This is a genomic window from Nocardiopsis sp. SBT366 (genome assembly GCF_001083815.1).
In the GTDB taxonomy this organism is placed as follows: domain Bacteria; phylum Actinomycetota; class Actinomycetes; order Streptosporangiales; family Streptosporangiaceae; genus Nocardiopsis; species Nocardiopsis prasina.
In genome coordinates this window covers 1-22,925 of sequence record NZ_LAVM01000087.1, presented here as the reverse complement: position 1 = coordinate 22,925, position 22,925 = coordinate 1, and the positions used below count along the sequence as shown (strand labels likewise).

19 protein-coding genes are annotated in these 22,925 nt (G+C 72.9%); 11 read left to right on the top strand and 8 right to left on the bottom strand.

Features of this window, described 5'->3' with window-relative positions:
* Window positions 1–35 precede the first annotated feature (35 nt).
* The 4 genes from ADX84_RS21390 to ADX84_RS21375 all read left to right on the top strand — a co-directional run bounded on the left by ADX84_RS21390 (window position 36) and on the right by ADX84_RS21375 (window position 3,460).
* Window positions 36–1,016, top strand: a complete 981-nt coding sequence (locus ADX84_RS21390; RefSeq protein ID WP_234004129.1) for an ABC transporter substrate-binding protein — start codon at window positions 36–38, stop codon at window positions 1,014–1,016.
* Between the two features lie 42 nt (window positions 1,017–1,058).
* Window positions 1,059–1,265: an MbtH family protein gene (locus ADX84_RS21385; protein WP_049578362.1), complete on the top strand. Its 207-nt coding sequence runs from the start codon at window positions 1,059–1,061 to the stop codon at window positions 1,263–1,265.
* 105 nt (window positions 1,266–1,370) lie between these two features.
* Window positions 1,371–2,657 carry an enterobactin transporter EntS gene (gene entS, locus ADX84_RS21380; protein ID WP_049578375.1) on the top strand — a complete coding sequence of 429 codons (1,287 nt, stop codon included), beginning with the start codon at window positions 1,371–1,373 and terminating at the stop codon, window positions 2,655–2,657.
* Window positions 2,654–3,460 (top strand): siderophore-interacting protein, encoded by an 807-nt coding sequence (locus ADX84_RS21375; RefSeq protein WP_082206680.1) that lies wholly within the window; start codon window positions 2,654–2,656, stop codon window positions 3,458–3,460. Before entS ends, ADX84_RS21375 begins: the two co-directional genes overlap by 4 nt.
* A gap of 55 nt (window positions 3,461–3,515) precedes the next feature.
* On the opposite strand, the gene ADX84_RS21370 is transcribed toward ADX84_RS21375, so the two are convergent.
* Entirely contained in the window at window positions 3,516–4,466 is a 951-nt protein-coding gene (locus ADX84_RS21370; protein ID WP_049578360.1) for an SDR family NAD(P)-dependent oxidoreductase, read from the bottom strand.
* An 84-nt stretch (window positions 4,467–4,550) separates the two neighbouring features.
* Between ADX84_RS21370 and ADX84_RS21365 the strand changes: the two genes are divergently transcribed.
* From ADX84_RS21365 to ADX84_RS21335, 6 genes are all read left to right on the top strand, one after another.
* Window positions 4,551–5,111, top strand: coding sequence for a TetR/AcrR family transcriptional regulator (locus ADX84_RS21365; RefSeq protein ID WP_049578357.1), 561 nt, complete (start codon window positions 4,551–4,553; stop codon window positions 5,109–5,111).
* A gap of 688 nt (window positions 5,112–5,799) precedes the next feature.
* Window positions 5,800–6,675, top strand: coding sequence for an urease subunit gamma (locus ADX84_RS25770; RefSeq protein WP_082206679.1), 876 nt, complete (start codon window positions 5,800–5,802; stop codon window positions 6,673–6,675).
* Entirely contained in the window at window positions 6,672–8,381 is a 1,710-nt protein-coding gene (locus ADX84_RS21350) for an urease subunit alpha (RefSeq protein WP_049578355.1), read from the top strand. Before ADX84_RS25770 ends, ADX84_RS21350 begins: the two co-directional genes overlap by 4 nt.
* Window positions 8,382–8,389: 8 nt before the next feature.
* Window positions 8,390–9,106, top strand: coding sequence for an urease accessory protein UreF (locus ADX84_RS21345; RefSeq protein WP_049578352.1), 717 nt, complete (start codon window positions 8,390–8,392; stop codon window positions 9,104–9,106).
* A 52-nt stretch (window positions 9,107–9,158) separates the two neighbouring features.
* On the top strand, window positions 9,159–9,860 hold the full coding sequence (gene ureG, locus ADX84_RS21340) for an urease accessory protein UreG (protein WP_049578365.1): 702 nt from the start codon (window positions 9,159–9,161) through the stop codon (window positions 9,858–9,860).
* Window positions 9,857–10,633, top strand: coding sequence for an urease accessory protein UreD (locus tag ADX84_RS21335; protein WP_049578349.1), 777 nt, complete (start codon window positions 9,857–9,859; stop codon window positions 10,631–10,633). The genes ureG and ADX84_RS21335 overlap by 4 nt, the downstream gene beginning before the upstream one ends.
* Window positions 10,634–10,855: 222 nt before the next feature.
* On the opposite strand, the gene ADX84_RS21330 is transcribed toward ADX84_RS21335, so the two are convergent.
* From ADX84_RS21330 to ADX84_RS21315, 4 genes are read right to left on the bottom strand one after another with little or no spacing between them, the layout of a single operon-like run.
* Entirely contained in the window at window positions 10,856–11,509 is a 654-nt protein-coding gene (locus tag ADX84_RS21330; RefSeq protein ID WP_049578347.1) for an ABC transporter ATP-binding protein, read from the bottom strand.
* Window positions 11,493–13,280: a dipeptide/oligopeptide/nickel ABC transporter permease/ATP-binding protein gene (locus tag ADX84_RS21325; RefSeq protein WP_234004128.1), complete on the bottom strand. Its 1,788-nt coding sequence runs from the start codon at window positions 13,278–13,280 to the stop codon at window positions 11,493–11,495. Before ADX84_RS21325 ends, ADX84_RS21330 begins: the two co-directional genes overlap by 17 nt.
* Window positions 13,273–14,301, bottom strand: a complete 1,029-nt coding sequence (locus ADX84_RS21320; RefSeq protein ID WP_234004126.1) for an ABC transporter permease — start codon at window positions 14,299–14,301, stop codon at window positions 13,273–13,275. Before ADX84_RS21320 ends, ADX84_RS21325 begins: the two co-directional genes overlap by 8 nt.
* A complete protein-coding gene (locus ADX84_RS21315) occupies window positions 14,298–15,905 on the bottom strand; it encodes an ABC transporter substrate-binding protein (protein ID WP_049578340.1) in 1,608 nt (535 codons plus the stop codon). The genes ADX84_RS21320 and ADX84_RS21315 overlap by 4 nt, the downstream gene beginning before the upstream one ends.
* Before the next feature lie 194 nt (window positions 15,906–16,099).
* Here ADX84_RS21315 and ADX84_RS21310 point away from each other — a divergent pair, with 194 nt between their 5' ends.
* Window positions 16,100–16,411 (top strand): metalloregulator ArsR/SmtB family transcription factor, encoded by a 312-nt coding sequence (locus tag ADX84_RS21310; protein WP_234004125.1) that lies wholly within the window; start codon window positions 16,100–16,102, stop codon window positions 16,409–16,411.
* Between the two features lie 384 nt (window positions 16,412–16,795).
* Here the strand turns inward: ADX84_RS21310 and ADX84_RS21305 are convergent, their stop codons facing one another.
* The 3 genes from ADX84_RS21305 to ADX84_RS21295 all read right to left on the bottom strand — a co-directional run bounded on the left by ADX84_RS21305 (window position 16,796) and on the right by ADX84_RS21295 (window position 22,891).
* Window positions 16,796–19,645: a DEAD/DEAH box helicase family protein gene (locus ADX84_RS21305; RefSeq protein ID WP_049578335.1), complete on the bottom strand. Its 2,850-nt coding sequence runs from the start codon at window positions 19,643–19,645 to the stop codon at window positions 16,796–16,798.
* A gap of 199 nt (window positions 19,646–19,844) precedes the next feature.
* Complete coding sequence (locus tag ADX84_RS21300; RefSeq protein ID WP_049578332.1) at window positions 19,845–22,226, bottom strand: ABC transporter permease; 2,382 nt, start codon at window positions 22,224–22,226, stop codon at window positions 19,845–19,847.
* The gene (locus ADX84_RS21295) at window positions 22,223–22,891 is read right to left on the bottom strand and encodes an ABC transporter ATP-binding protein (RefSeq protein ID WP_082206681.1); all 669 of its coding nucleotides are present in this window, start codon (window positions 22,889–22,891) and stop codon (window positions 22,223–22,225) included. Before ADX84_RS21295 ends, ADX84_RS21300 begins: the two co-directional genes overlap by 4 nt.
* Window positions 22,892–22,925 lie beyond the last annotated feature (34 nt).

Sequence of the window (22,925 nt, the reverse complement as noted above, 5' to 3'; positions counted from 1 at the left end):
CCACCGCCCCACCCCACTCCCACGAAAGCGAAACCGTGAAACAGCTGACGACCCACCTCAGGGGAGGTGCCCCCATCGCCTGCGGCCTCGCCCTGGCACTGGCCCTCACCGCCTGCGGCGACACCTCGGACACGGCCGACGGCACCGACGCGGACGGGGCGACCGTCCAGGTCGAGACCGACTACGGCACTGTCGAGGTCCCCGAGAACCCCGAGCGGATCGTCGCCCTGGAGTTCGGCAACGAGATCCTCGTCGAGGCCGGGATCGACCCCGTCGGCGTGATCGAGCCCAACCCCGGACTCCACACCCCCGAGGAACTCGCCGTCCTGGAGGAGGCCACGGTCGTCCAGGCCTCCAGCCTCGAACTCAACATCGAGGCCATCGCCTCCGCCGAACCCGACCTCATCATCGGCGGCGTCCGCGAGCAGAGCCACGAGGACTACGAGGAACACTTCGCGACCCTCTCCGAGATCGCGCCCACCGTCCTGTTCGACTTCGAGGGCGCCGGGCACGAACTCCGCGACATGAGCCTCCGGCTCGCGGAGGTCGTCGGCGACGGCGAACGCGCCCAGGAGGAGCGCGAGCGCTACGAGGAACGCGTCACCGAGATCAGCCAGACCCACGCCGACCAGCTCGAGGACCACACCTTCGCGGTGGTCTTCGGGGTCGACAACGAGTTCGCCGTCATCAACACCAACGCCTGGGGCGCCTTCATCCTCGACGAACTCGGCGCCGAGGCGGCCTCCGTCACCGAGGAGGCCGGGACCGACTTCGCCGCCTGGCAGTCCTACGAGAACATCGACAAGCTCCAGGACGCCGACGTCGTCTTCTACGAGACCGACGTCGCCCACGAGCCCGACCCCTTCACCGCCGACCTGCTCCAGCAGGACCTCTGGCAACCCCTCACCGCCGTGGAGAACGACCAGGTCCACCCGCTGCGGTACAGCGCCGCGCGCACCTGGGCCCAGGGCAACGACGTCCTCGACCAGATCGAACAGGTCCTGGAGACCCTCTAGCCGCAGGCCCGTGTCACACGCGACCCCAACGAAGGAGCGACCATGACCAACCCCTTCGACGACACCGAAGGCACCTTCCTCGTTCTCGTCAACGCCGAGGAGCAGTACTCGCTGTGGCCCGGGTTCGCCCGTGTCCCCGAGGGGTGGACCCCCGTCCACGGCCCCGTCTCCCGGGACGAGGCGCTCGGCTACGTCAACGCGCACTGGACCGACCTGCGCCCCCGCAGCCTGCGTGAGGCGCTCGCCTGACGGAACCGGTGGGCCGGGGCCCACCGCGACCGAGCACCGGCAGACCGCGAGAGCGGGCCACCGCCCGCCCCACCCGTGAAGGACCCCGTGAAGCTCTCCCAGCTGATGGTCGACATCAGCCCACTGCGCCTGAGCCGTGAGTTCAGGATCGTCTTCGTCGCCCGGCTCGTCTCCATCTTCGGGCTGGGGTTCGCGGCGGTGGCCCTGCCCATGCAGGTCTACGAGCTCACCGGGTCCTCACTGCTCGTCGCCACCGTCCACACCACCTCCGCGGTGAGCGTCCTCGCGGGCACCCTCGTCGGCGGCATGCTCGCCGACCGCAGTGACCGGCGGCGCCTCATCGTGATCGGCCGCGCCTCGGCCGTCATCGGCTTCGGTGCCCTGGCCGTCAACACCCTCGTGCCCGCCGAACCCTGGCTCTGGGTGATCTACGCGGTCGCCGCCTTCAACGGCTTCCTCGGCTCCTTCAGCGCCGTCGCCCTCCAGGCGGCCGCCCCCGGGTTCGTCCCGCGCGACCGGCTCCCCGCCGCCGGGGCCCTGCTCGCCCTCAACGGCGAACTCGGTTCCGTCCTGGCGCCCGCGCTCGGCGGAGTGATCATCGCGGCGCTGGGGATGGGCGGGAACTACGTCGTCACCGCGCTGCTCTCGCTCTTCACCACCGTGCTCGTCTGGCGCCTGCCCCGCCTGGACCCCCCGGAGGAGAGCCGTACCCAGCCGGTACTGACCGCCCTGCGGGAGGGCGCGGGGTTCGCGGTGCGGCACCGCGTCGTCGGGCCCCTGCTGCTGCTGGGCCTGGCCCAGATGCTCTTCGCCGCGCCCCAGGTGCTCATCAACGAGTTCACCGACAAGGTCCTCGGCGGCGGCCCCACCCTGGTCGGCCTCCTGTACACAGCGCCCGCGATCGGCGCGCTCATCGGATCGCTGACCAGTGGCTGGGCCGGACGCGCCCGACGCACCGGCGCGCTCCTGCTCGTCGCCGTCGCCCTCTGCGGGCTGGCCGTCCTGGGGCTCGGGGCGAGCACCTGGGCGCCGGTCGCCTTCGCGTTCCTGGTCTTCCTCGGCTTCGGGCAGGTCGTGGAGGAGATCCTGCGGTACGCGCTGCTCCAGTCCCACACCCCGGACCGCCTGCGTGGCCGCGTGAACTCGGTGTGGACGGCGCAGTCCACCGTGGGGAGTTCGGCGGGCGCGCTCACCCTTGGAGGGCTGGCCCCCGTCATCGGAGCGGCGGGCGCCATGATGGCCGGGGGAGCGCTCACCGTCGTCAGCGTCGGGGCGCTCGCGGTGGCCTTCGCCGGGCTGCGCACCGCACAGGTCCTCCGAGAACCCGAGATCGCCCCCGCCCCCGCAACCAGTCCGAACAGCAACCCCGAACCGCAGCAGGAGAAGCAGTGACCCACGAACGCCGCATCGAGATGTACCCCCTCAAGAGCCGCGTGCTCGAGGTGGCGGAGATCGAGCGGGTGACCCCCCGGATGATCCGCGTGCACCTGGAGGGTCCCGACTTCGAGGGGCTCCAGAGCGACGGCTTCGCCGACCACGTCAAGCTCTGGTTCCCCAACGAGGCCGGCGACCACGTGCTCCCGGTCGTCGAGGACGACCGCTGCCTGAACTTCCGGGCGGAGGGAGTGGTCTTCCGCGACTACACGGTGCGCCATCTCGACCACGACGCGCGGCGCCTGACCATCGACTTCGTCGCCCACGACCACGGCCCCGCCGGGCGCTGGGCCACCAACGCGGTGAAGGGCGACCGGCTCGGCGTCCTGGGCCCGCGCGGCACCGCCCACATCACCGGTGAGTTCGACTACCACGTCCTCCTCGTCGACGAGACCGCCCTGCCCGCGGCCGCCCGCTACGTGGAGGAACTCCCCGAGGACGCCACGGTCCGCGCCTTCTTCGAGGTCGCCGACGCCGACGAGGAGCAGCTGGTCCGGACCCCCAAGGACGCCGAGATCACCTGGCTGCACCGGGGCGACGCCGAGCCCGGCAGCACGGACCTGCTGTTGAGGGCCTTCGAGGCCCTGGAGCTGCCCGAGGGCGACGGCTTCGTCTACGCGGCGGGTGAGGCGGGCACCCTCAAGCCCATCCGCAGGCTCCTCAAGGAGCGCGGGTTCGTCCGCAACGAGACCTGCGAGGTCGACGGCTACTGGCGCCGCGGCACCGCCAACCTGGACCACCACGAGGACGACGACGAGTAACCGTCCCGAACGACGACCAACCGTCCCGAACGACGACGGCGCACCCGGTCGCGGCTCAGGCCGGGGCGCGGTCACCGGTGGTCGGCAGCTGGACCCCGGCCAGGGCCTCCAGCTGTTTCCACACCGACTCCAGCGCCTCCGGAGGGGGTGACTGGGTCAGTGGGTTCGGGGTCAGGCGGGCCGGGGGCCCCTTGACCCCACCGCTCGGGGAGTAGAGGTCGCCTCCCTGGGCCCGGGGATCGGTGAGGGCGCGCAGGGCGGACCAGGCCGCGGCGTCCTTGCCCTGGGCCCACAACGTGTAGGGGTTGCGCTGGATGGGGATCGTCTCGTCCCGGATCCCCGGGCGGCGCGGTGTCCGGGCGTCCACACCGACCCCCGGGCGCGAGACCAGCGAGGCCACCGGCGTACCCGCCGCCCTCAGCCGACGGTCGAGTTCGTAGGCGAACATCTCCGTGACCGCCTTGCTCCGGGTGTAGGCGAGGACGCCGACGCGGGAACCGTGCCGCACGTCCCGGACCCCCTTGCGCAGCAGGTCCACGAACGACGTCGAGGTGTGCACGATCCTCGCGGTCGCGCCGTGCTCACGCGCGGTTCGTTCCATGAGCGGGAGCGTCCCCGCCACCAAACCCACGTTCGCTCGCACGTGGGTTGCCAGGAGCATCGACAGGCCGTCAGGGGTCCGGTCGGCGGCGCGCAGCGACATGGAGCCGCCGTTCAGCAGCAGCCCGTCGAGGCGTTCGTACTCCGCGAGCTCCGAGACGGCCCCGGACGTCGACTCGGGCGACGCGAGGTCCAGGAGCAACGAGCTCAGACTCGCGTCCGGCACCTGTGTGCGGATCGCGGCCTCGGCGGTGCCCAGACGCTCGGCCGAACGCCCCGCGAGCACGACGTGCGCGCCTGTTGCGGCGAGCCGTTCGGCCGCGAAGTAGCCGATGCCCGCGGTCGCCCCGGTCACCACCAGTGTGCGTTCGCGCTGTTCGGGCAGCACTTCGGGGTCCCAGTCCATGGCGCCTCTCCCATCAATCGGATGACTTATCCGCTTACTGTAACAGCAATCGGATGAGTTATCCGCTTCGGCTAGGATGTCCCCATGAACGCACTGCGCGCAGACGCCGCCCGTAGCCGCGAGCGCATCCTGGAGGTCGCGCGGCGGAGCGACCCCAAGGACCTGCGCCTCAACGAGATCGCCCGTGAGGCGGGGGTGGGGGTCGGGACCGTCTACCGCCACTTCCCCACGTCCCACGCGCTCGTCGAGGAACTCACCGTGGAGACCCTGGGCCGCCTGCGGGCGCTCACCGCGCGGGCCTGCGCCGACCCGGACCCGGGTCGCGGGTTCGACGTGGCCTTGGGCGCCGTGGTCGACCTGCACCTGGAGGCGGGCGGCCTCCAGGCGGTCCTGCTCGCCAACGACGACGTGAGCGAGGAGGTGGCGGCGCTCAAGGCCTCGATCTTCGGTGAGCTCACCGATCTGCTCGACAGGGCGAAGGGGAGCGGCGCGATCCGCGGGGACCTGACGACGGCCCAGGTGGAGCGCCTGGTCTGCGGGATCGAACACGCCATCCGCCTGGGGGCGCCGGAGGACCGCGACGTCTTCGTGGACACCCTCGTCGCTGGCCTGAGGCCGCCCGCCGCGGCCCCGCCCGCACGCTGATCCCGACCCCGGGACGAGGAACCCGCCCGCACGCTGACACCCGGTCCTGGGGAGAGGAACCCGCCGCGCCCGACTCCCTCCGAGCGAGTCCGGGTTCGGGGCGACGGCTCGAGCCCGAGCCCGTGCCGGAGGGGTCGACGAGCTGATCTTCGGCTTGAGCGGCCGAAGGGCCCGAGGGCAGCGGCCCCGTCGGGTAGGTCGCAAGCCCGCTTGCGTGGGCCCCCTTGGGCGGGGGCGTCCTGCCAGAACCGAGACCTCCACGAACCAGGAGTCCCCGCGACCGGCCGCGAGTCCCGGCCACCCCCGAGCCGGTGCTGTCACCTTCGGGAAGACGACCCGGACGGCGAACGTGGCGAAGGGTCGACGATCGCGGTGACCGGCTGAGGGGATGACGAACGACCCCGTCGGCGCCTCCGGAAAAACCACGAACGCGTGTGTCCTCGGGAGGCGGCTCGATCACTCCGTGAGAGCGGGGCGGAGGGGGCGTCTCACCAAAAAATGTACCAGTGTTTGTCGCACATGGTTCGGGTGTGTTTGCCCTTGTCCGACAGTGCTTCCGGGGGCTCCGGGTGGGTGCGCCGAGGCTGCCCGGAAGCCTGTATGGACTTGCCACACGGCTCTCACGTGCTAAAACCTAGGTGGGTTGGTGTTGCTACCAAACCCATAACGAATCGTTGAGAGGTGGTTCATGCATCTACTTCCCTCCGATACCGAGAAGCTTCTCCTGGCCGTCGCGGGCATGATCGCCCGAGACCGGCGGGACCGGGGTGTCAAGCTCAACCAACCGGAATCGGTAGCGCTGCTGTCCTGCTGGGTGATCGAGCGGGCCCGTGAAGGTGCCAGGGTGGCCGACCTGATGAACGAGGGGCGCACCGTGCTCTCCCGTGAGGAGGTCATGGACGGGGTCTCCGAGATGATCCCGAACGTCCAGGTCGAGGCCACCTTCCCCGACGGACGCAAGCTCGTCACGATCACGGAGCCGATCCAGTCACGGACCCGGCCCGACCCCGGAGGCGACCCGTCCCCGGAGCTGACCCGTCCCCGGAACGACCCCACGATTCCCGGTGAGATCCGTACCCGCTCCGCCCCCCTGGACCTGAACGCCGACCGCGAACGGCTGTCCCTCGTGGTCGTCAACGCCGGGGACCGACCCATCCAGATCGGCTCCCACCTGCACTTCCCGGACGCCAACCCCGCGCTGCGCTTCGACCGCGAGGCGTGCCAGGGGTTCCGGTTGGACGTCCCCGCAGGCACCTCGATCCGCCTGGAACCCGGCGTGAGCCGCACCGTCGAACTGGTCGCCCTCGGCGGCCGACGGTACGTCCCGGGCCTTCAGATCCAGGACCTGAGCAAGGAGCCCAAGACCGATGACCGCGTGCCGCGGCCGGTGATCCCGTTCGGCACCCCCGGTGTCGAGGTCCCCGAACCGGAGCGCGCCTCCGGTGCGACGATGCGCGTCGGTGAGCTCGACGCGCACGACGGTGACCCGGCCGAGGTGGTGCCCACCGAGGTCCTGCCTGGTGACCCGGACGCGACAGAGGACACTGAGGAGCAGCAGCCGTGAGCCGCATCGACCACCGTGAGTACGCGCAGCTGTACGGACCCACGGTCGGGGACCAGATCCGCCTGGGCGACACCGATCTGTGGATCGAGGTCGAGGAGGACCGCACCGTCGGCGGTGACGAGGTCGTCTTCGGCGGCGGCAAGAGCATCCGCGAGTCGATGGGCCAGGGCATGACCCTGCGCTCCGAAGGCGCCCTCGACCTGGTGATCACCAACGTGGTCGTCATGGACCACTGGGGGATCGTCCGGGGCGACGTCGGTATCCGCGACGGCGACATCGTGGCCATCGGCAAGGCCGGGAACCCGGACGTCATGGACGGCGTGCACCCGGACCTGCTGATCGGCCCCGGCACGGACGTCATCGCCGGTGAGGGCAAGATCCTCACGGCCGGGGCGATCGACACCCACGTGCACTTCCTCAGCGAGATCGAGATGCACGAGGCGCTGACCACCGGTACGACCACGGTGATCGGCGGCGGCACCGGCCCCACGGAGGGCTCCAAGGCCACCACGGTCACTCCGGGCGCGCACGCGCTGCGGATGATGCACCGCGCCCTGGACAAGTTCCCGCTCAACGTCCTGCTGTTCAGCAAGGGCAGCACCGTCTCCGTGGAGGCACTGCGCGAGGACGCGCTGGCCGGGGCGGGCGGCTACAAGGTCCACGAGGACTGGGGCGCGACCCCGGCCGCGATCGACGCCGCCCTGCGTGGCGCCGACGAGTTCGGTCTCCAGGTGGCGCTGCACGCGGACTCGCTCAACGAGACCGGTTACGTCCAGCGCACGTTGGAGGCGATCGCCGGTCGCGGCATCCACGTGTTCCACTCCGAGGGCGCGGGCGGCGGCCACGCGCCGGACATCATCATCACCGCCGGTGAGTCGAACGTCCTGCCCGCCTCCACCAACCCGACCCTGCCGTTCACGGTGAACACCGTGGCCGAGCACATGGACATGCTGATGGTGGTGCACCACCTGAACCCGCGTGTCCAGGAGGACCTGGCCTTCGCCGACTCGCGCATCCGCGCCTCCACGATGGCGGCCGAGGACGTCCTGCTCGACATGGGCGCGATCGCGATCACCTCCACGGACGCCCAGGCGATGGGTCGGATCGGTGAGCTGATCTGCCGCACGTGGCAGGTGGCGCACGTGATGAAGAACAGGTACGGGCGCCTCTCCTCGGAGCTGCCCGCCGACAACGCCCGTGCCCGCCGGTACGTCGCGAAGTACACCATCTGCCCCGCGGTGGCCCACGGCGTCGACCACGTGATCGGGTCCGTCGAGCCCGGGAAGATGGCCGACCTGGTGCTGTGGGACCCCGCGTTCTTCGGCATCCGGCCCTCCGCGGTGATCAAGGCCGGTGCCATCGTCGCCGCTCCGCTGGGCGACCCCAACGGCGCCGTCCCCCTGCCGCAGCCGGTGCTGCTGCGCCCGACCCTGGCCGCGCAGCCCACGTCGGCGGCCGACCTCGCGGTGAGCTTCGTGTCCCCGATGGCGATCGATGACGGGCTGGCCGAGCGGCTGGGGCTCCAGCGCAGGCTGGTGGGCGTGCGGCCCACGCGCGACGTCACCAAGGCGGACATGCCGAACAACAACGCGCTGCCGAAGATCGACGTGGACCCGGAGACGTTCGCGATCAGTATCAACGGTGAGTTCGTGAAGCCGCAGCCCGTGGACGTGGTGCCGCTCGCGCAGCGGTACTCGATGTTCTAGGCCGCCGTGTGAGTACTGGACTGGGCACACTGCTGCTGGCCGACGCCCGGCTGCCGGTGGGTGGCCACACCTACTCCGCCGGGCTCGAACCGGCCCTTCTCGACGGCATGCCCTCGGACCGCATCGCCGACTACATCGCGGCCCGCACCCGCACGGTCGGGCTGGTGGAGGCGGCGGCCTCGGTCCTGGCCCACCGGGCGGTCGGGGGCGCCGCCGCTCCCGGCCCCACCACGGACGGGCCCGAGGGGGTCGGCGTGGACGCCGGGGCCCTCGCCGACGTGCACGAGGCGCTGCTGGCCCGCTCGCCGAGCGAGCCGCTCCGGGACATCTCGGGGCTGCTCGGCCGGGGGCTGGTCCGCCTCGCCGACCGCCTGTGGCCGGAGCACCCGGCGGTGAAGGCGCTGCGCACGCTGGGCCGGGCCCCGCAGCGGCCGATCGCCCTCGGGGTGGTGGCCGCCGTCATGGGGTCGGACGAGGCCGAGGTCGCGCGGGTGAGTCTGTACGACGACGCCCAGACCGTGGCCTCCGCCGCGCTCAAGCTCGCACCTGTTGACCCGGTTGAAGCGGCCGGGTGGGTGCTCGGAGCCGAGGGGGTGATCTCCGCGTCCGTCGCGGAGGCGCTCGCGGTCCGGGGGCCCGACGACCTCCCGGCCCGTACCGCACCCCAGATCGAGGGGTGGTCCCTCGAACACCAACTCAAGACCAGGAGGATCTTCGTTGCCTGAGCAGACCGAAGCAAACGCGGCCGCAGGCTCCAGCACCGGCACCCGGCGCGCCATGCGCCTGGGCGTGGCCGGTCCGGTCGGAACCGGCAAGAGCACGCTGATCGCGACCCTGTGCCGTGAGCTCGCCGACGAGCTGAGCATGGCCGTGGTCACCAACGACATCTACACCGACGAGGACGCCCGCCTGCTCCGCGCGGCCGGGGTCCTGCCGATCGAGCGCATCCACGCGGTGGAGACCGGTGCCTGCCCGCACACGGCCATCCGTGACGACGTCACTCCCAACCTGTTGGCGGTGGAGGACCTGGAGGCGGAGTTCGCCCCGCTGGACCTGGTCGTGGTGGAGAGCGGCGGTGACAACCTCACCGCCACGTTCAGCCCCGCCCTGGCCGACGCGCAGATCTTCGTCCTGGACGTGGCCGGTGGCGGCGACGTGGCCCGCAAGGGCGGCCCCGGCATCGAGCGCGCCGACCTGCTCGTGGTGAACAAGACCGACCTCGCCCCGCACGTGGGCGTGGACGCGGAGCAGATGGTGGCCGACGCCTCCAGCTCCCGTGGCGGTCTCCCGGTGCTGGCCCTGAGCCAGCACGACGACGTCTCCATCAAGGCCCTCGCCGGGTGGGTGCACCAGGTGCTGGCCGACTACCGCGCCGGTAGCCACGTGCCGCGCGACCCGGGCCCGATGGCCCCGCACACCCACGCCGACGGCACCTCCCACACCCACGAGGGTGACGGGGACGGCCACGAGCACGGATGAGTGAGACCGTCGCGGCCCGCGTGACCGTCGAGCGGGTCGGCGGGCGGGTGCGCCTGACCGACCTGTCCGGCGGAACGTACCTGCGGGCCCAACCCCTGGGCGTTCGGGGTGACACCGCGCGGGTGGCTCTGCTGGGGACCTACGCGTTGCTGCTCGCCGGGGACGACCTGCGGATGGAGATCACCGTCGGCCCCGGCGTGTGGCTGGAGCTGGTGGAGCCGTCCGGGATGGTCGCCTACGACGCCCGGGGAGGGGCGGCGAGCTGGCGGGCCGACCTGAACGTGGCCGACGGCGCGTGCCTGGTGTGGCGCGGCGCCCCGTTCGTGGTGAGCTCGGGGGCGGACATCACCCGGCACACGCGGGTGCGGTTGTCCGGCTCCGGTCGGGCGCTGGTGCACGAGACCCTGGTGCTGGGCCGCAGCTACGAGGCCTCAGGGGGGCCGCTGCGTTCGGTCACCCGGGCCGACGTGGACGGGCGTCCGCTCCTGGTGGAGGATCTGGACCTGCGTGATCCGCTGCTGTCCGCGGCCCCGGGGGTCATGGGCGGCAACCGGGTGCAGAGCTCGACCTTCCTGTTCGGTGCCCGTCCGGAGCGATCGGTGGGTGTGCGGGAGACCCTGCTGCACGGGCCCGGCGCGCTGGCACGGGCGGTGGCCGAGCACGCCCACGAGGCGGACGCGCAGGTCGCCGACACCTGGGCGCGGTGGCGTGCGGGGTTCGCCGATCCGGTCGGGTACGAGGGCGCGGCCGGATCGGCGGACGTGTTCGCCTGAGAGCCGCACCGACCACGAACCGCACGGACCGCGAAGGGCCGGGGAGCACGCTCCGCGGCCCTTCGTCGCGTTCGGCCGCAGGGGGCGTGGTGTCGGTCGGTCAACCCGATCCCTCGCCGTTCAGCCAGCCGGGTCCCTTCCCCCACCCGTCCACCTGGCCAGCCGTTCGACAGAAGCGGACGGTCGGCTGTCGGACCACTGGCCGGACGACCCTCCTCGGGGTCAGCCAGCCAGCTCCCCGATGTCCACCACCTCGTGGGCCCAGGCGTCCAGCAGCGCGTGGTCGTGGCTGATCGCGAGCACGCCGACACCCTCGGCGGCGAGCTCGGACAGCAGGTGCGCGATGGTCGCGGTGGAGGCGGCGTCGAGCATGGCGGTGGGCTCGTCGCAGACCAGGTAGGCCGGGGCGGCGGCCAGCGCCCGCGCCACGCAGGCCCGTTGCAGCTGACCGGCCGAGACCTGGTCGGGGTACCGGTCGAGCAGGTCCGGGGTCAGGCCCACCCGGCGCGCCAGGTCGGCGGCGCTGTCGGCCGCCTCCACGCCGCGCGGACCGGACCGGCCCCGCGCGGAGAACGGTTCCGCGATGATCCGCCGCAGCGGCATCCTCGGGTCCGTGGCCGCTCCGGGCGACTGGTGCAGCAGACCCAGCCGACCGTCCATCCGACCCCGCCGGGTGGACAGTGACCGGTCGTCGACCAGCACCGTTCCCTCATCGGGTGGGCGCAGGCCGGTGAGGATCCGGGCCAGGGACGACTTGCCACTGCCGGAGGGGCCGGTCAGCCCCAGGACGCGGCCCGGAGCGACGGCCAGGCTCGCTCCCCGCAGGACCACCCGGCCCCCGTAGCGGCAGGTGACGCGGTCAGCCACCAACGACATCGGTCTCTCCCGTCCGGTCGGCGAAGGTGTGGTCGGCGGGCAGGTCGGTCAGCTCCGGTGGCAGCCCCGGCAGCGGGTGCAGCCCGTGCGCGGGCAGCGCCGCCATCAGGGCCCTGCCGTAGGGGTGTTCGGGTTCGGACAGCACCCGCAGGGCGGGGCCCTGTTCCACGATCCGCCCCGCGTACATCACCGCCACGTGGTCGGCCACCTCCGTCGTCTCCAGTGCCTGGAGGTCGTGGGTGATGACCAGGACGGCCGTGCCGGAGTCGGCCACGCGTCGCAGCAGGTGCAGGACCTGCGCGGCCAGTTCCGGGTCCAGCCCCGCGGTGGGCTCGTCTGCCAGCAGCACCCGGGGTCGGCCGGCGAGCGCGGCGGCCGTCACCGCCCGCACCGCCATACCCCCGGACAGCTCGTGCGGGAGCAGTTCCGCCGCGTCGGCCTCCAGACCGACCCGCTCCAGGAGTCCGGGGACCGACTCCTCGGTGCCCAGCGCGGAGATCACCTCGGCGATCTGCGGTCCCACCCGCCGCACCGGGGTGAAGGTTCCGGCCCCGGACTGGGCGGCCCACCCGATCGTGCGCCCTCGGAGCGCACGCCAGGCGGGTTCGTCGGCGCCGAGCATCTCCCGGCCGTCGATCAGCACGCTCCCGGAGGCGCGGGTCCCCGCAGGTGAGAGACCACACAGGGTCGAGGCCAGCGTGGACTTTCCGGAACCGGACTCCCCGACCAGGGCGGTCAGTTCGCCCGCGCGCAGGTCGAGGTCGACCTCCGTGGCGGCGTGCACCCAGCGGCCGTCGTCGGTCGGCAGTCGCAGGGTCAGGGACCGTACCCGGACCAGGGGAGGGGCGGTGCCGCCCGGGTCCCCGTCGTCCGGCCCCCCGCCGTCCGGGGGCACGGTGACCTGTGGCGGGACCGAACCGCGTCCGCGCCGCCGACCGGGACGTCCGCCGTCCAGCGCCCGGCTCAGTCCGGCCACCGACAGCGTGGTGGCCACGAGCACACCGGCCGGGGCGGCCAGCGTCCACCAGGCCCCGGTGAACACGTCGCCGCGCGCGACCTCCAGCAGGGTGCCCAGGCTGGCCTCGTCGGGTGAGAGGCCAAGGCCCAGGAAGCTGAGCGTGGACTCGTGCCAGACGGCGTGCGGAACCAGCATCACCAGACCCACCGTGGCCTGCGGGAGCGCGGCGGGCAGCAGGTGCCGGTACAGCACCTGTCCCCGGGAGGCGCCCCACAGGTAGGCGGTCTCGACGTAGTCCGAGGAGCGCACCGAGAGCATCTCGGCGCGCACGACGCGGGCGATCTGCGGCCAGTGGGTGAGTGCGATCGACGCGATGATCGCGGGCAGTGATCCGGGGTAGAGGGCGACGATGACGACGCCGATCAACAGGTGGGGCAGCGCGTTCACCCCGTCGGTGGTGCGCATGAGCAACCGGTCGACCCGCCCGCCCGCGGTGGCGGCGACCGCTCCGACCGCCACCCCCAGCACCGTGGCCACCACGGCGCACACCAGCGCCACCAGGAGCGACACCCGCAGCCCCTCGGCGGAGCGAACGAACAGGTCGTAGCCGGAGTGGTCGGTGCCGAACCACTGCCCCGGGCCGGGTGGCAGCAGGGCCTGGGCGAAGTCGGCCGTCTGGGTCCCGGCCCACCAGGGGACGAGGACGGCGTAGCCGACGAGGGCGGTCAGGGTCGCGGCGGGCAGGAACCGGACGGTGGGGCGTCGACGCGGCCGGGTGGCCGTCGCGCTCATTCCGGGGTCGGGCTCAGACATCGGCGCTCACCCTCGGGTCCAGGAACAGGTAGGTGGAGTCGGCCAGCAGCGATCCGAGCAGCACCACGGCGGTGGTGGCCAGGGTGAGGGCGGCCAGTAGCGGGAAGTCGAGCGACTGCGCCGAGGCGACCAGGGCCGCGGCGATCCCCGGCCAGGCGAAGATCTCCTCCACCAGCACCGCGCCCACGACGAGTTCGGGCAATCGCGCCCCCACGATCGTCACGAGGGGGGCGAGCGAGACCGGCAGCACGTGCCCGGTGACAACCCTGACCGGGGACACACCACGCGCCCGGGCGGCACGGACCGGCTCCGACCCCCGGGCGCGCGCCACGGCGGTGCGCACCGCCAGCAGCAGCCACGGGATCTGGGTCAGGGCGAGGGTGCAGGCGGGCAGCACCAGGTGGGCCACCACCCCGCCGAACGTGGGGGCCTCGCCTGGGGCGGCGGCCCCCGCCACCGGGGCCCAGCGCAGGATCACCGCGAACACGGTGACGGAGCCCAGGGCGAGGACGAACGGGGGGACCGCCTGGACCAGGACGCCGACGCGCGTGACGATCCGGTCCGGCCACGACCCTGGGTGGAGCCCGGCGACCGTGCCCCACACCAGGGCCGACAGCACGGCCACCACCAGGGCGGTGCCGGAGAGCAGCAGGGTCCACGGGAGCCGCTCGGCGAACACCTCGGAGACCGGCATCGCGTACCCCCGGGACCAGCCGAGGTCCCCTTGGAGCAGGTCGGTGGCCCAGGACCACCAGGCCCGCCACCAGGGGACGTCGAACCCCAGCGCGGTGCTGAGGGACTCCCGCTGCTCCTCGGTGGTCCGCTGGTAGCCCGCGCCCAGGTAGGCGGCGAGCGGGTTGAACGGGGAGCGCGCGGCGAGCAGGAAGACCAGCGCGCTCAGTCCCACGAGCATCGGGAGCCCGATGGCGACGCGGCGCGCCACCAGCCCCGCCAGCTCGCGGCGGCGGTCCCGCCACCGGGTCCGGTGCGACCGGATCCGGCGGACGGGGGAGGAACTCATCGACGCCACTCGGCGAGGTTCCACCACGGACCCCAGGAGACCCCGTGGGCGTGGGGTTCGAGCACGAGCGGGCCGCGGTCCCAGTCGTCCTCGGCGGCGACGTAGGTGTGGTCGACGAACGCCATGAACACGTACGTGGGGTTCTCGACGTAGGCCTGCTGGACCCGGTGGTAGGCCTCGACGCGCTCGTCGGGGTCCAGGGTCCGGCGGGCCTCCTCCAGGTCCTCGTCGACGCCCGGGATGGCGAAGTCGCCCGGGTTCTCGTAGGTGGGGGTGTCGGCCTCGCGCGTGTGCAGGGTGGCGTACACCTGGGTGTCCAGGTCGTAGGGCTTGTCGCCGCCGCCGAGCAGGATGCCGGCCTCGGTGGAGTTCTCGCCCATCTCGTCCCAGGAGGCTCCCTGGATGTCGACCTCGATCCCCAGCGGCTCCATCTCGGCGGCGAAGGCCGTGGCGAGGTCGCGGCGCAGGTGGTCCGAGGTCAGGTAGTACAGGGTGAACTCGGCGCGGTCGCCGTCACGGACACGGACGCCGTCCGGGCCCTCTGCCCAACCGGCCTCGTCCAGGAGTTCGGCGGCGGCGTCGGGGTCGTACGCGAAGACGGCCTCCGGGTCGTGCGCCTCACCGTAGACGTCCGGGACCGGGGTGTGCGCGGGGTGCCCGTGACCGGCGAGCACGTTCTCCACGATCCCGTCGCGGTCCACCCCGAGGTTCATCGCGAGCCGGGCGTCCGGGTCGGCGGTGAAGGGGTGGTCCGAGGGGAGGGAGAGGCCGCGCCACTCGGCGGTGCGCACGGGCAGGACCTCGGAGCCGTCGACGTCCGCGAAGGTCTCGGCGGTCACCGGGGGGAGCACGGTGCCGTCGATGTTGCCCGCCCGCATGCGCTGGGCCCGGGTGTTGTCGTCGGGGACGGAGAGGATGACCAGCTCGGTGACCTCGGGCGCGGTGCCGTGGTACTCGGGGTTGGCCTCGAACACGGCCTGGTCGGCGCTGAGGTCGGACAGCACGTAGGGGCCGGTGCCCACCGGTGCGCGGTTGCGCTCGGAGTCGGCGGCCGGGCCCGGGGTGATCTCCTCGGACGGGGTGATGCCGAGGGTCAGCCGCGCGGGCATGGCGTAGTAGGGGTAGTTGAGGGTGAAGCGCACGGTGTGGTCGTCGACTGCGGTGACCGACTCGATCATCGAGTAGGAACCGGCGACCTCCGACGCGGTGTCGGGGTCCAGCACGGCGGAGTAGGTGGCCACCACGTCGTCCGCGTCGAGGGCGGAGCCGTCGGAGAAGGTGACGTCGGTGCGCAGCTCCACGTCCCAGACGGTGTTGTCCTCGTTGGGTTCGGGAGCGGAGGCGGCGAGGGCGGGGACCAGTTCGGGAAGTGCGTCGTCGCCGGAGGACTCGGGGCGCAGGAGGCCCTCGAAGATCGGGGAGGCGCCGAGTTCGCCGTAGCCGTTCACCGGGTCGAACTCACCGAGGGGCTGGGCGTCGGCGAGGACTATACGGGTCGGGGTTCCCGTGGCGTCGGCCTCGGTGGAGCCGGTGCAGGCGGTCAGCAGGAGGGTCGGGGCGAGGGCGGTCGCGAGGAGGGCGCGTGTCGGGACGGTTCCGTTCATTCAGTGCTTCCTTGTGGGAGTCGTGTTCTTTCGATGGCGAAAGGTTGACCATCTGATCAGATGATAAGGTATCGATCGTTCCCCTCGGCCGAGTGTCCGACCAGGCCCCCTGAACCGGAGGCGGCGCCCCGACCGCCCCGCGAGGCCGGAGACGACGGCCACCCTCTGGGGCCCGATCGGGGATAATGGACCCGATGACCTCCCACAGCGATGCCTCTTCGGAGCACCACATCGACATCGGAGCCTGGGCGGACCGCTTCCGTCTGCTCGGCGATCCGACCCGCCTGCGCCTGCTGGCCGCGATGCACCAGGCGGGCCCGGCGAAGGCCTCGGTCGGGGAGCTCGCCGCGACGGCCGGGATCACCGACGTCGCCGCGTCCCAGGCCCTGAGGACCCTCCGCCTCCAGGGCTGGGTCCAGGACGAACGGGACGGGCGCACGGTGCGCTACACGCTCGTCGACACCACGGTGCACTCGCTGCTGCACCTGATGGGCGCCGAACACTGAGAACGCCGTCGGGGCGGACACTTCACGCACCGACCCGGCGGCGTCACCTGTGGACTTCCCGGCGGCGGACTCCGGGCCGAACCGCCGGTGCCCTGTGGATGAAGCCGATGAAGTCCGCGGGTTCGGCAGGCTCGACCGGCACCCTGCCCCCTGCCCCGTCCGAGCCTTCGTCGATCCGGAACAGCTGGTGCTGCCGGAGACCTCGGTGGCCACGACGAGCCCCGGCACGCCCGGGACCGGTGAGTCATCGGGGCTGACGAAGGTCGGACCCCCTGCCCCGCCCGAGCCGCCGGTGCCCTGTGGATGGAGCCGGTGAAGTCCGTGGGTTCGGCAGGCTCGACCGGCCCCTGCTCCACCCGGCCCCGCTCCGCAGCGCCGCCCGTCTCACTCCCAGGCGAGACGGCGGGCCGTGGTCACCTCCAGGGGGGAGCCGCCGAAGTGGGCGGCGAGCAGGGCCCGCCCCTCCTCGGAGCGGGTGTGCACCACCGAGCCCCGGGACACCCACCGACGCCACGCCCGCTCGAACGCGAGCGCGCCCTTCCGGTTACGGCCCAGGGCGGAGGGCACCGCGTGGAAGACCGGCACGGTCGTGTCCGTCGGCGTCACCCCGGAACCCTCACCGGTCCCGTCCCCCTCCTGGGCGGTGAGGACGTGCCGGGGGACCAGATAGCGCAGGTCGCCCACCAGCGGGCCCAGGGTCTCGTCGAGTGACTCGGCGAACAGCTCCGCCGAACCCGGGTCGGCGAGGGTGAACCGGTACACCCCGTCGGTGTCCACGTGGACGCGGACCCCCTCGGCGCCGGTGTCCGAGCGGCCCGCCCAGTGCAGCGCGTCGGCCACCGCGCACGCGTACCGCGAGGTCCCCACCGGTGCGCGGGCCAACGAGCGCACGCGAGCGGCCTCCCGCTGTCTGCGCAGGGTCTCCCGGCTGACCCGGAGGGAGTCGCGCCACCAGTGGACCAGGGCCGCCAGACCGAACCCGGCGGCCACCGCGAGCAGCCCGAGCCCGAGGGGAGCGAACACCAGGCAGAGCGCGGCGATCGCGCCCGTGACGAGGGTGGGTGCCAGGTGCCGGGCGGGCGGTGTGTCGACCGGCTCCGGATGGATCCCCTGATCCCCCACCAGCACCTCGGGCGGCCCGGGAAGCGCCAGGTCCATGCCCGCCTCCGGAACCTCCACCGGCATCGTCCGCCCCTCGTACACCCGGAGCGTGGGCAGCAGCACGTCCGCGTAACCCGTACCCAGCCGCCACCGGGCCCGGGTTCCCTCGCGATCGGCCGCGCGTCCGAGCATCCGGCGGTTGATCCGCAGCGGGTCCTCGGGCGGGTCGTACGGGGACAGTTCCGGGTCCACGTGCGCCACCCCGCTCATCACCCCGCCGTCGGCGCCCACTCCCAGGTAACCCTCGTGCTTGCGCACGAACCTGTTCCAGTCGGCGGCGCCGCGCGGGTGCCCGTGGCTCACGCACACCACCGTCCAGGTGTGCGCCACCTTCTCCGGCCACGCCGGGTCGAGGCGCAGCGCCCGTCCCCGGCTCTGAACGACCGCCGTGGGGGTGGTGGCGGTGGTCAGGTCCACCACGGTGTTCACTCCTCGCGCGTCCCACCCCTCACCGAGCAGTGCGCGCGTACCCACCAGCACCTGGCAGCCACCGGACTCCAGGAAACGCGTCACCACGCCCACCCACGTGCGGGAGGTCCACGCCCCCTCCACCGTGTGCAGGCCGTCGGTCTCGCGCAGGGTCAGGTCCACCCCGGGCAGTTCGGACCGGGCGAACTCCAGGAACGCGGCGCTCGTGCCCGGCCCGGTCGCCACGGTGCGGCCGGTGACCAGGACCGGGTCCAGGCCGCGGGTGCGCGGATCGGCGGCGAGCTGGCTGACCTGGAGCCAGGCCGACCCCGCGTCGTCGGAGAGCACGCCCCGGAGCGCGGCGGGGGAGCGGGCGGAGGCGCGTTCGTGGTCGCACAGGACCAGCGCGCGCAGCCGTGGGCCCACGGCGTCCTTCTCCGCAGCGAGGATCTCCACCGTGGCCAGGGACTTCGCGGCGCTCCGGGCCAGGACCCGGTCCACCGGTGAGGCGCCGCGACGGACACCGTTGCGTGTGAGGTGGTAGCCCACGGAGGGCAGGGCGGCGCGGACCCGGTCACGCGCCTCCCGGTCCCTCGCGGAGGACGGGTCCAGGCAGTGCCGGGCGTAGTCGCCGATCAGCGCCGTCCAGTCCTCGGCCTGCGGCGGGTGCCGGTGGCGTTCACGCACCCTCGCGCCCTCGGGCAGCGCGACCAGGCCCCGGTGGTGCAGGCGCAGCACGGCGTCGGTGAGCTCCGGTTCCCGCACGGCCAGGGCTCCCCAGTCCACACGGCCGCCCTCCCGGGCGTCCCGGGAGACGAAGCGCGCGTCCAGCCAGGGCAGGAAGTCGGTGGTGGCGAACCCGGGGGCGAGCAGGTCCGTGCACATCTCGTCGAACCTCGCCGCCTGCCCGGCCAGGTACTCGTGCTCGGTCAGCGTGGGTTCGGTGACGTGCACGAGTTCGGCGAACGGGGCCAGGTACCCGTCCCGGACCAGCGCGGGGATGGACGCCCCGGTCACGGGAGGGCCGAAGAGCCGGTCGACCAGGTCCTTCTCCGTCGCGGTGAGGCTCGCGGCGGGGGTCCCGGTCAGCCCGATCACGTGGGCGTCGGGGAGTTCGTCGAGGATCTCGGCGAGCAGGCGCCCCCACACCTGGAGGAGGTGGTGGCACTCGTCCAGCAGGAGCGTGAGCGGACCGGCGCCGTGCAGGGCGTCCACCAGGGCCCGCCCGTTGGCGTGCAGTCGGTCGCGGACCGGGGTGGCCGAACGCCCCTCCTCGTCGGTCTCGGCGTCCGGGTCGAAGACGGCCAACGACTGGTAGGTGAGCACGTTGACGGCGTGCCCGAGGCCCCGGTCGCTTCCGGCGGTGCGGCCCTCGGGCCGGTCGAACCCCTCCCAGTGCCGGATCCACTGCCCCTGGATGGCGGTGTTGGGGACCAGGACCACGGTCCGGCGGCCCAGACGGCGGGCGGCCTCCAGACCGACGAGGGTCTTGCCGGAGCCGGGAGGGAGCACGATCCAGGTTCTTCGGGCCCCGTCCGACCAGCGCCGGTCCACCTCCGCGAGCGCCTCGCTCTGGTAGGGGCGCAGCTCGCCGGGCCAGGCGGCGCCACTCAGCGGTGCGGTGTCCGGTGCTGGCCCGCTCTCGGGCTCCCCGGTCTGTGACATCGCCCCAGCCTAGCCAGGGCGGTCCGGTGCGCCCCCGCCGGGCCCGAGCCGGACGCCGGGCCCGAGCCGGACGCCGGGCCCGGGTCGGACGGTGGGCCCGGGTCGGACGGTGGGTCCGGGTCGGACGGTGGGTCCGGGTCGGACGGTGGGTCCGGGTCGGACGGTGGGTCCGCCGTCGCGGGCGGACCCACCGCGTCCCTCACTCGGAGCGCAGCCCCTCCGGGCGCATCGTGCGCAGCAGAGCGGGGATCGCCAACAGGGTGGTCAGGAACGCCACCCCCACGCCCGCGCCCACGATGACCAGGGTGTCGATCGGGGTGAAGGCCAGGGGGATCCCCGCCACCCGTTGCACCAGGAGGCCGAGCGCGGTCCCGACCGTCGCAGCCAGGGCGACGCCCAGGAGCACGGGCAGCGTGGTCTGCCACAGGACCGAGGCCACCAGCGTGCTCCGCCGCGTGCCGAAGGCGGTGAGGACCGCGTGCACCCTCCTGCGTTCGCGGACCTGCTCGACCGTGCCCACCACCAGTCCGGCGGCGATGACCGCCAGAGAGGCCAGGGCGCCAGCGATGAGCGCGTCACGCATGTTGATCATGGCTGAGTAGGTGGCGCTGAGCATGGGGAAGTCCACACGTGACGTCGGATCCAGAGCCACGACCGCGAACCTGAGCTCATCCTCCATCTCGGGGACGGACGGGTCGACTCGGATCCAGACCGAACTCCGTGTCGCGATCTCCCCTGGCAGCACGGCGGCCTCGGGGGTGGCGAGGACGACGTCCCGTGCCGTGTGCCCCCAGGTGTGCCAGGGGTGTTCGACCAGCGGTCCCTCGAACTCGGTGAGCCTGGGCACCGTCCACGCGCTCTCGGCCCTCTCGTCTTTGGGTCGGACCGTGACCGTGTCACCGGCCGCCAACCCCGGCACCCCGCTGAAGGCGTCCCCGGGGGAGCACTCCGGCAGGTCGGCCATCTGCCGCAGAGCGGCGCAGTCGGCGACGTGCACGACGACGTCGGCACCGCTGTCGGCGACGCCCCACACCGTACTGAAGGCCACGGCCTCCTCCACCCCGGGGACCTCCGACACAGCGGCGACGGGGTCGTTGTCGGCCGGAGGCATCATCAGGTCCGCCTGGATCTGGAACCCGGACCCCCCGAACTCGTCCTCCGCGTACGCCTGCGTGCGGGTCTCCGCCCGCACCACCGTCGACTCCGCCCAGGCGTTCGCGAACAGGCTCTGCAACGCGATGGCGCCCGCGACGGTCACGATGATCCCGCTGACCGCGCGCGTGGGGCCGCCGCCCGCCGCCCCGAGACGGCGCAGGGCCAGCTGGAGGGAGAGGGGGCCGCCCGAGGCGCGTCCGAAGACACGTTCCACCAACCAGGGCAGTGCGGCGGTCGTGCCGAACAGGACGGCCAGGAGCCCGATCGACACCAGGGGCAGCCACGCGGCCCCGGTCAGGCCGAGACGCCTGGTCATCTCGAAGTCCATGCTCAGGACGATGAGGACGACCCCGAGCACGAGCAGCAGCAGACGCCACCACAGCCTGGGGCTCGGCCGTTCGGCGCGGCGCACCGTGCCGAGCGGATCGACCACCACACCCTTCATGGAACCGAGTACCACCCACAGGGAGAGCATCGGGACCCCGACCAGGACCAGGAACGCGAGCAGGGGCTGGGGTGTCACGTCGGCGGTGAAGAGTCCCGAGGACACCGAGACCGACTCCACGATCGGGCGCCCCAGGAAGAAGATCCCCGTTCCCAGAGCCAGGCCTAGCGCGACCCCGGGCAGGGTCTCACCGGCCGCGATGCGCCGGGTGGCCCGCCGGTCGGCGCCCATGAGCCGCAGCGCGGCCAGGCGGCGGTCCCGCTGCTCGCCACCGAAGCGCACGGCCGCGCCCAGGAACACCACGACCGGGGTGAGCATGACGACCACGCCCACCACGCCGATCAGCAGGATGACCGGTCCCTCCAGGACGGCACGGGGTTCGCCGCCGTACTCGGTGACGCGGATGCCGGCGTTCTCCAGGGAGAGGTCCGCGCTGCCGAGGTAGAAGGCCAGCTCGCCAGGGCCCATGAGGCCCTCGGGTCCGATCTCCCCGACGACGGTGTGGTGGTCGAACCCCTGGAGGAGGGCCTTCGCCTCGGGATCGCCGAGGAGGTCGGCCAGAGCGGGGGAGAGCACGATCTCGCCGTGGCCGGGGATCTCGGCCGACCCCGGCGGGAGCGGGGGGTTGGACCCCTCGGCGCGCACCACCCGCCCGTGGATGTCCCGCCCGTCGTACTGGGTGTCCGCGAGGCCGACCAGCAGGGTGTCGTCGCCAGCGGGGGGTTCCGGGTAAAGGGCCACCTGGTAGTCCATGCGGTCAGCGTGCCGTTGGGCCAGGTTGTCCAGGATGGTCGGCAGGGACGCGGCGAGGAGGAGGGCGGCGGTGGCCACGCCGACCCCGATCGCCGTCAGCACGGTCCGCAGGACCACCTCCCGGCCGCCGCGCAGGGACAGTTGCGCACCCAGCGAGAGGTCTCCGAGGATGGAGGGGCGGTCCCTCTCCGTGTCGCTCCCGCGGGGGGAGCGCTCACGCGGGCTCATCCCAGCCCTCCGACGTCCCGGGTGCGGCCGTCCCGGCACACGACCTCGCGGTCCGCGTAGGCGGCCACCCGGGGTTCGTGGGTCACCACGACGACGGCCGCCCCGCTCTCCCGGGCGGCGTCGGTGAGCATGCGGATCACCCGTTCCCCGTTCAGGGAGTCGAGGGCGCCGGTGGGTTCGTCGGCGAACACCACGCGTGGGCCGGTGATGAGGGCCCGGGCCACCGCGACCCGTTGTCCCTCACCGCCCGAGCACTCGCCGGGGGTCCTGCGCGCCAGCTCGCCCACGTCCAGTCGGTCCAGCCACTGCGCGGCCGTACGTTCGGCCCGGCGTCGCGAGCTGCCGCCCAGCCTCAGGGGGAGGGCGACGTTCTCCAGGCAGGAGAGTTCGGGGACGAGCTGGCCGAACTGGAAGAGGAAGCCGAACTCGGAGCGGCGCAGGGAGCTGAGCCGGGTGTCCGAGGTGTTCGCCAGGTCCCGCCCGTCGTACTCGATCCCCCCTTCATCCGGGCGCACCACGCCGGCCAGGCAGTGCAGGAGGGTGGACTTCCCGGAGCCGGAGGGGCCCATGATCGCCACGATCTCACCCGGGTACAGGCTCAGGGAGGCGTCCTCCAGGGCCCTGGTGAGACCGAAGGACTTGCGTAGTCCCGACGCCACGAGCAGGGGTTTCCCGGCAGACCCGGGGAGCTGGTCGGGG

Excerpts from the sequence above, each read along its gene's own strand:
- ureG (WP_049578365.1), top strand. The coding sequence starts at position 9,159 with ATGCGCCTGGGCGTGGCCGGTCCGGTCGGAACCGGCAAGAGCACGCTG.
- ADX84_RS21310 (WP_234004125.1), top strand. The coding sequence starts at position 16,100 with ATGACCTCCCACAGCGATGCCTCTTCGGAGCACCACATCGACATCGGA.
- ADX84_RS21325 (WP_234004128.1), bottom strand. The coding sequence starts at position 13,280 with ATGTCTGAGCCCGACCCCGGAATGAGCGCGACGGCCACCCGGCCGCGT.
- ADX84_RS21365 (WP_049578357.1), top strand. The coding sequence starts at position 4,551 with ATGAACGCACTGCGCGCAGACGCCGCCCGTAGCCGCGAGCGCATCCTG.
- ADX84_RS25770 (WP_082206679.1), top strand. The coding sequence starts at position 5,800 with ATGCATCTACTTCCCTCCGATACCGAGAAGCTTCTCCTGGCCGTCGCG.
- ADX84_RS21300 (WP_049578332.1), bottom strand. The coding sequence starts at position 22,226 with ATGAGCCCGCGTGAGCGCTCCCCCCGCGGGAGCGACACGGAGAGGGAC.
- ADX84_RS21370 (WP_049578360.1), bottom strand. The coding sequence starts at position 4,466 with ATGGACTGGGACCCCGAAGTGCTGCCCGAACAGCGCGAACGCACACTG.
- ADX84_RS21385 (WP_049578362.1), top strand. The coding sequence starts at position 1,059 with ATGACCAACCCCTTCGACGACACCGAAGGCACCTTCCTCGTTCTCGTC.
- ADX84_RS21305 (WP_049578335.1), bottom strand. The coding sequence starts at position 19,645 with ATGTCACAGACCGGGGAGCCCGAGAGCGGGCCAGCACCGGACACCGCA.
- ADX84_RS21335 (WP_049578349.1), top strand. The coding sequence starts at position 9,857 with ATGAGTGAGACCGTCGCGGCCCGCGTGACCGTCGAGCGGGTCGGCGGG.
- ADX84_RS21330 (WP_049578347.1), bottom strand. The coding sequence starts at position 11,509 with ATGTCGTTGGTGGCTGACCGCGTCACCTGCCGCTACGGGGGCCGGGTG.
- entS (WP_049578375.1), top strand. The coding sequence starts at position 1,371 with ATGGTCGACATCAGCCCACTGCGCCTGAGCCGTGAGTTCAGGATCGTC.
- ADX84_RS21320 (WP_234004126.1), bottom strand. The coding sequence starts at position 14,301 with ATGAGTTCCTCCCCCGTCCGCCGGATCCGGTCGCACCGGACCCGGTGG.
- ADX84_RS21315 (WP_049578340.1), bottom strand. The coding sequence starts at position 15,905 with ATGAACGGAACCGTCCCGACACGCGCCCTCCTCGCGACCGCCCTCGCC.